This is a genomic window from Klebsiella sp. S69 (assembly GCF_016516145.1).
GTDB lineage: Bacteria > Pseudomonadota > Gammaproteobacteria > Enterobacterales > Enterobacteriaceae > Klebsiella > Klebsiella oxytoca.
In genome coordinates this window covers 467676-473892 of the sequence record NZ_JACVUU010000001.1, presented here as the reverse complement: position 1 = coordinate 473892, position 6217 = coordinate 467676, and the positions used below count along the sequence as shown (strand labels likewise).

Genomic DNA, 6217 nt, shown 5'->3' with positions numbered 1-6217 from the left:
GCCCGGAAATCCCGGGTCGCGGCGTAAACGCCTTACCCGGGCTACCGCCCCGCAGACGGCTGGAAACCCGTAGCCCCGGTAAGCGCAGCGCGACCGGGGAGATTGGCCGCTGGAGATTACCGGCTGCTCTGCAGAAACTGCCTGACGCGCTCGGAGTCCGGGTTGCTGAAAAACTTCTCCGGCGGCGCTTTCTCAATCAACAATCCCTTCTCAAGAAACACTACCTCATCCGATACCTGGCGCGCAAAGTCCATCTCGTGGGTCACCACCACCATCGTGTAGCCCTCGGCGGCCAGCGCCTTCATCACCCCCAGCACCTCATTGACCAGCTCGGGGTCCAGCGCCGATGTCGGCTCATCAAACAGAATCACCTCCGGCGACATCGCCAGCGAACGGGCAATAGCCACCCTCTGCTTCTGTCCGCCGGAGAGCGTGATCGGGTAAACGTCGGCTTTATGCGCCATCCCCACTTTCTCCAGCTGCTGCATGGCGATAGCCTTCGCTTCATCACGCTTCATCCCCTTGACGTGCAGCAGCGCTTCGCTGACGTTCTGCTGCACCGTCAGGTGCGGCCACAGGTTAAAGCTCTGAAACACCATCCCTACCCGCTCGCGGATTTTCGACAGCTGACGATGGGACATCGCCCGGCCATTTTGCTCATCAATCCCCAGCCGCTGGCCGCTGATGCGGATCTCGCCGCGATCCGGCTGTTCCAGCCAGTTCATGCAGCGTAGCAGCGTTGATTTACCTGACCCCGACGAGCCGAGTATGCTCACCACGGTCCCTTTCTCTACCGTCAGATTGATATCACGAAGAACTTCAACATTATCAAACTGTTTTGAGACGTTTTTGACGCTTACAGCAGTCGTATCAGGCATGACTCATTCCTCTTCTCGCTCCCCAGGCGCTCAGACGCTTAATCAACAGCTCCAGCAGGATGCTGATCGCCCAGTAGAGCCCAATGGCGACAATAAAGGCGTTAAACGGGATAAAATAGGTGGCCTGCACGCTGTTAGCCGCGGCGGTTATCTCCTGGACGGTGATAATGCTGAGGAAAGCGGTATCTTTCAGGCAGATAATCAGCTGATTGCCCATCAGCGGTAGTGCCGATGACAAAATATTGGGCAGAATAATGCGGCGGAATATTTTGTAGCGCGAGAACCCCTGCGCTACCGCCGCCTCGATATAGCCTCCGGAAAAGACCCGACGCTGGCTGCGCAAAATCTCAAAGAAATAGGCGCCGTGGTAGATAATCAGGGCGATCAATCCGGCGGTCCAGGGCTCCAGACTAATACCCACTTGCGGCAGTCCGTAATAGAGCAAATAGGCGAGGATCAAAAAGGGAATCGCCCGCATTAAGCTGACAAAGCCAATAATAAGCCGGTTAAGAGTTTTCTTTTGATACTCGGTTAAATAGCACAGGGCCACGCCAATAATTAAGCCGGCTATTGCCGCAGTAATAAAAAGCTCAAGGGTGGCGAGTAAACCGGCAATAAAGCTGTCGCGCACCGACCAGATAACGGCCCACTGATTCATAGCACCTCCTCTCTTTATCGTGCCAGACGCTTCGCTTTACGCTCGGCCATCCCCTGCATTTTCAGCAGCAGGCCAATAATCACCACGTACAGCAGACCTGCCGCCAGAATCGGCGAAAGCGGCTCATAGGTGACCGAAGAAATTCGGTTGGTCACACGCGTCAAATCCACCACGCCAATCACCGCAATGGCGGGACTGCCCTTAATCAGGAACGACATCTCATTAACCAGCGCGGGCAGGCTTTCAATCCACATTTGCGGCAGCATGATGTAGCGGAAGTAAGCCCAGCGGCGCATCCCTACCGACTCCGCCGCTTCCCGCTGTTCGCGGGGGAAAGTGCGAAAGGCATTGCGCCAGATTTCGGCGTTGAAGGCCGAGGTGTTGAGCGTCAGCGCCACAATCGCCGCGACGTTTTTATCGAGATTAACTCCGACGGTCGGCAGAGAAAGAAACAGGAACAGCACCAGCGTAACCAGCGGCGTCGCGCGGGCAAGGCTGATATAGACCACCAGCAGCTGATCGATAACCGGGATACGCAGCATGCGCACCAGCGCGATCAGCAGACCAATCACCACCCCAAAGGCAATGGCGATGGCCGAAATCCAGAGGGTCGTCCATGCGCCTTCAATCAGTAACTGCCAGGAAATTGCATCCATGAAGCCCTCCTTCACCTGAACAGGCGGCGGTTTCCCGCCGCAGAACTCATTACAGCCCGGCTAATTTATGGAACTGTTCCGGGCTGGTAATCGCTTCGGTCGGCAGGTCGTCATAGGTTTCGCCAAACCACTTTTTCTGGAGTTCCGCAAGCTTGCCGGTCTCCTTCATGTGGTTCATAAATTTGGTCATATAGGCCAGCAGCTGCGGCGAGTTTTTCGGGATCGGCCACGCCATATAGCCCGGGCCGGATACCGCCAGACCTTTGGCAAACACCTTCGGCTTAGCCTTCGCCAGGTCGTTGACCGAGATAACCACGTTAATCACGTAGTCCAGGCGTTTGTTGGCGAGGTCGGCGTAGGCTTCAGGATAGGAGGGATACTCCACCACCGGCCCCAGCTTACCGCCGGTTTTCTCCAGCATTGCTTTCAGTTCTGGCAGCCTTGCCAGCAGCGCGCTGCCCGCCTGAACGCCCACTTTTTTTCCGCTCAGTTCGGCAATGGTATTCAGGGAATTATCGCCCGCGCGTTTGACAAAATAGTGCTGCGCTGACGCCCACGGCGGCGTGAAATCAAAGACCTTGAGACGGTCATCGGTAATCACCGCGCCGGTTAACGCCATGTCGTATTGCCCGGTGGAGACCGCAGCCAATAATCCGGTCCATGGCAGAATGCTCTGGTCGACGTTGAATTTCGCGTATTTACGTAATTCATCGAGCATATCTTTGTTGAAGCCATCCGCCTGGCCGTTATTCATAAAGTTAAAAGGCGCGTAATCATCTTCGGTCGCGACTTTCAGGGTGCCGGATTTTTCTATTTCCGGAAGATCTGCGGCGGCTGCGTGATAAGAAAAGGCCATCGCCATGATGGCGCCCAGACAAATTGAACCTAATGATTTGTTCATTAATTCACCCCTAATTAATTCGCCAGACGTGTTCATTCCAGAACATGAAAAGGTTTTGCAAAATATGTGCCGACGGAAGTTCCGGTCCGCGACTGATGAATACGTTTTTACTGTAGGGAGCGTTTTAAATTTCCGGATAGAGCCAGATTCATCGTGCGGATGTGTCAGTCATTCTCAGGGTGGTATGGAATTTGCTCCGGTTCCTGTACAGAGCGTTTGAGTAAGGAGCCAGCCATGATCCGACACCGGTTACACGTTGATTTCGACCCGCGCCGCGGTTTGCAGGAGCAGGTGCGCGAAACGCTGATTAACGCCATTCTGGGCGGCATTTTTTCCGCCGACACGCCGCTCCCCTCCTGCCGCCAGCTGGCCAGCCAGCTGCGGGTATCGCGCAACACCACGGCGCTGGTGTTTGAGGGGCTGGTTAACGAGGGATATCTGGTGAGCCGCCCGCGCAGCGGTTATTACCTGCATGCGGATTATCAGCACGCAGCTCCCTCCACGGTAACAGAAGCTGCACCGCAGGACGCGGGTTCTGCACCACGCTGGGGCACGCGGCTGCAAATTACCCCCAGTCAGCAGGAGTCGATTCTCAAACCGGCCGGCTGGATGAACTACCGCTATCCGTTTATCTACGGTCAGCCCGATACCCGCCAGTTCCCGCTGACGACCTGGCGCTCGGCGGCGAACTGGCTGCACGGCGGCGTAAGGGACCCGGAGTGGGTGGTGGATCATATCGATCGGGACGTGCCGATGCTGATTGAGCAGATCCGCACCCGGGTGCTGCCCAAACGCGGAATTGTCGCCTCGGCGGACGAGATTCTGATTACCCTCGGTTCGCAAAACGCGCTGTACCTGCTGACCCGCCTGCTGATGTCCCCAGGCACGCGCGTTGGCGTGGAGAATCCCTGTTTTCGCGAGGCTATTAACACTTTTCTGCTTGCCGATACCGATATCGTGCCGCATCCGGTGGATGAACAGGGGATCGTCCTTAATGACGCCCCCTGCGATTACTACTATGTGACTCCCGGGCATCAGGTGCCAACCGGGGTGGCGATGAGCAAAGCGCGCCGCAGCCAGCTGCTGGAGCATGCCGCCCGCCATGATGCGGTGATTATTGAGGACGATTACGACTCTGAAAGTAACTTTATGCTCAACCCGCTGCCGGCGCTGAAGGCCAGCGATCGCTGCGGACGAGTGATCTACGTGAGCAGCCTGTCAAAGGCGCTCTCGCCTGGCCTGCGGCTGGGCTTTATGGTCGCTGACCCGGATCTGATTGACGAAGCCCGGGCGCTGCGGCGGCTGGTGTATCGTCATCCGCCAACCAACATTCAGTATCAGATGGCCCATTTTCTCGCCCAGGGTCATTATGAAACCCACCTGCGGCGCTACCATTACGACTCTGCCCAGCGCTGGGAGCGCCTCAATAACGCGCTGCGGCAGCACCTGCCAGAATGCCAAATCATCCCCGGCAGCGAACACGCCAATGCCTTCTGGCTGGCCACCCCGGAGCAAATCAACACCCAGCAGTTGACCTGGCGCGCCGCCCATGCCGGGGTGCTGATCGAGCCCGGCGCCCGGCATTTTCTCAGCGACGCGCCGCCGGATAACTTTTTCCGAATGGGCTTTCACGCCATTAACCCTGACGCCATCGAACAAGGCGTGGAGGTGCTGCGCGGCCAGCTGGCGCAGATGGGCTAGCGGTATTGTTCAAATGCCACGGCCTGGCGAACCTCGACCAGCGCCGCGCGCAGGGTATCAAGCGGAACAGAACCGAGGGCGATGCGCAGCGCCTGCGGAACAGTTGCGGCAACGCAGAAGGGTTCGGCGGTCGACACGGAAATATGGCGCGCCATCAGCGTTTTCGCCAGCCGATCGGCCCGACTCTCTTCGCCCAGAGGTAGCCAGAGAAAGTACGAATCCTCATGGCTCACGAAGGGCAGCCCGTCGAGCGCCGCACGGGCAAGCCGCTGCCGCTGCCGCGCATCCTGGCGCTTCTCATTTTCAAAGCGTGCAACCGTGCCATCTTCAATCCAGGCGCAGATCAGCGAGCTCATCAATGACGGCGTATTCCACGTCGTCGCTCGTATGGCGCGCTCAATCTCAGTCCGATAGCGAGGTGGGCAGATGACCGTCCCTACGCGCAGACCGGTGGCGACGTTTTTCGAGAAGCCGGTGACATATACCGTTCTTTCCGGCGCATAGCTCACCAGCTGCGGCGGCGGATTGCGCACCAGGCTGGCATAGGCGGCATCTTCAACGATCAGCAGGTCGTGCTGGCGGGCGAGTTCCGCCAGCGTCTGCCGTTGGCGAGGGCTGAGCACCCAGCCCAGCGGATTGTGCAGCGTCGGCATGGTATACACCGCCCGGACGCGCCGCTGCTGGCATAGTCGGTGGAGCGCATGCAGATCCGGTCCGTCCGCGCGGCAGGGGATCGCCGCCAGTTCCAGATGATACAGCGCCGCCAGAACCTTAAAGCCCGAGTAGGTGAGCGCATCGACCGCCACCACGTCTCCCGGGCGCAGAAGCCCCATCACGGTCACCGCCAGCCCGTGCTGGGCGCCGTTGACGATCAGCACATTTTCCGCGTCAGGGGCAAAGCGGCTGCTGGTCAGATAGCGAGCGATAATTTCACGTTCCGGGAGCCGTCCGCCATGCGGCTGGTAGCGCAGATGAGCCTCGATATCCCCTACCCCCGCCAGCTGCCTGAGCGCCTCGCGCAGCGCATCCCCCTGCGTCGGCAGTGAAGGATAGTTGAAGTTGAGATCCACAACATCGGCTGCCACCGCCTGCTGATCGACACCGTGTCCCGGCGGTAGCGCGATGTCCCGCACGAAGGTGCCGCGACCGGTTTCGCCGCTGACCAGCCCCATCGCTTCCAGTTCATGATAAACGCGCGTGGCCGTGGCCAGCGAGATCCCTTCGTCGACGGCAAGCGTACGATGCGTCGGCAGGCGGGTTCCGGCCGGCAGCTGTCCGCTCTGAATCGCCTGCGCGTATCTGTCGACAACCGCTTTGTATCGGGCTTTCATCGGTGAATGTATCTATGACAATAATTTGATTGTATTGGATTGTCCACATTACCATCGGCGCAGTCATGGCTCAAGCGAGCTCAGCCCCCCAC

6 protein-coding genes are annotated in these 6217 nt (G+C 58.4%); 1 reads left to right on the top strand and 5 read right to left on the bottom strand.

Features of this window, described 5'->3' with window-relative positions:
* Positions 1–116: 116 nt before the first annotated feature.
* The 4 genes from IAE27_RS02250 to IAE27_RS02235 are packed head-to-tail and all read right to left on the bottom strand — an operon-like array spanning position 117 to position 3093.
* The gene (locus IAE27_RS02250; protein WP_004111204.1) at positions 117–878 is read right to left on the bottom strand and encodes an amino acid ABC transporter ATP-binding protein; all 762 of its coding nucleotides are present in this window, start codon (positions 876–878) and stop codon (positions 117–119) included.
* The gene (locus IAE27_RS02245) at positions 871–1536 is read right to left on the bottom strand and encodes an amino acid ABC transporter permease (protein ID WP_004100026.1); all 666 of its coding nucleotides are present in this window, start codon (positions 1534–1536) and stop codon (positions 871–873) included. Before IAE27_RS02245 ends, IAE27_RS02250 begins: the two co-directional genes overlap by 8 nt.
* A 14-nt stretch (positions 1537–1550) precedes the next feature.
* Positions 1551–2192 carry an amino acid ABC transporter permease gene (locus tag IAE27_RS02240; RefSeq protein ID WP_154022124.1) on the bottom strand — a complete coding sequence of 214 codons (642 nt, stop codon included), beginning with the start codon at positions 2190–2192 and terminating at the stop codon, positions 1551–1553.
* Positions 2193–2241: 49 nt separating this feature from the next.
* Entirely contained in the window at positions 2242–3093 is an 852-nt protein-coding gene (locus IAE27_RS02235) for a transporter substrate-binding domain-containing protein (RefSeq protein WP_004100024.1), read from the bottom strand.
* Positions 3094–3327: 234 nt separating this feature from the next.
* Between IAE27_RS02235 and IAE27_RS02230 the strand changes: the two genes are divergently transcribed.
* Positions 3328–4794 (top strand): PLP-dependent aminotransferase family protein, encoded by a 1467-nt coding sequence (locus tag IAE27_RS02230; protein ID WP_004111200.1) that lies wholly within the window; start codon positions 3328–3330, stop codon positions 4792–4794.
* Here IAE27_RS02230 and IAE27_RS02225 read toward each other — a convergent pair.
* Positions 4791–6125, bottom strand: coding sequence for a PLP-dependent aminotransferase family protein (locus IAE27_RS02225; protein ID WP_154022123.1), 1335 nt, complete (start codon positions 6123–6125; stop codon positions 4791–4793). The two genes, IAE27_RS02230 and IAE27_RS02225, sit on opposite strands and share 4 nt — an antisense overlap.
* Positions 6126–6217: the final 92 nt, after the last annotated feature.

What these genes read in the sequence shown, in the direction of transcription:
- IAE27_RS02250 (WP_004111204.1), bottom strand. Translation starts at nt 878, where the DNA reads ATGCCTGATACGACTGCTGTAAGCGTCAAAAACGTCTCAAAACAGTTT.
- IAE27_RS02245 (WP_004100026.1), bottom strand. Translation starts at nt 1,536, where the DNA reads ATGAATCAGTGGGCCGTTATCTGGTCGGTGCGCGACAGCTTTATTGCC.
- IAE27_RS02240 (WP_154022124.1), bottom strand. Translation starts at nt 2,192, where the DNA reads ATGGATGCAATTTCCTGGCAGTTACTGATTGAAGGCGCATGGACGACC.
- IAE27_RS02235 (WP_004100024.1), bottom strand. Translation starts at nt 3,093, where the DNA reads ATGAACAAATCATTAGGTTCAATTTGTCTGGGCGCCATCATGGCGATG.
- IAE27_RS02230 (WP_004111200.1), top strand. Translation starts at nt 3,328, where the DNA reads ATGATCCGACACCGGTTACACGTTGATTTCGACCCGCGCCGCGGTTTG.
- IAE27_RS02225 (WP_154022123.1), bottom strand. Translation starts at nt 6,125, where the DNA reads ATGAAAGCCCGATACAAAGCGGTTGTCGACAGATACGCGCAGGCGATT.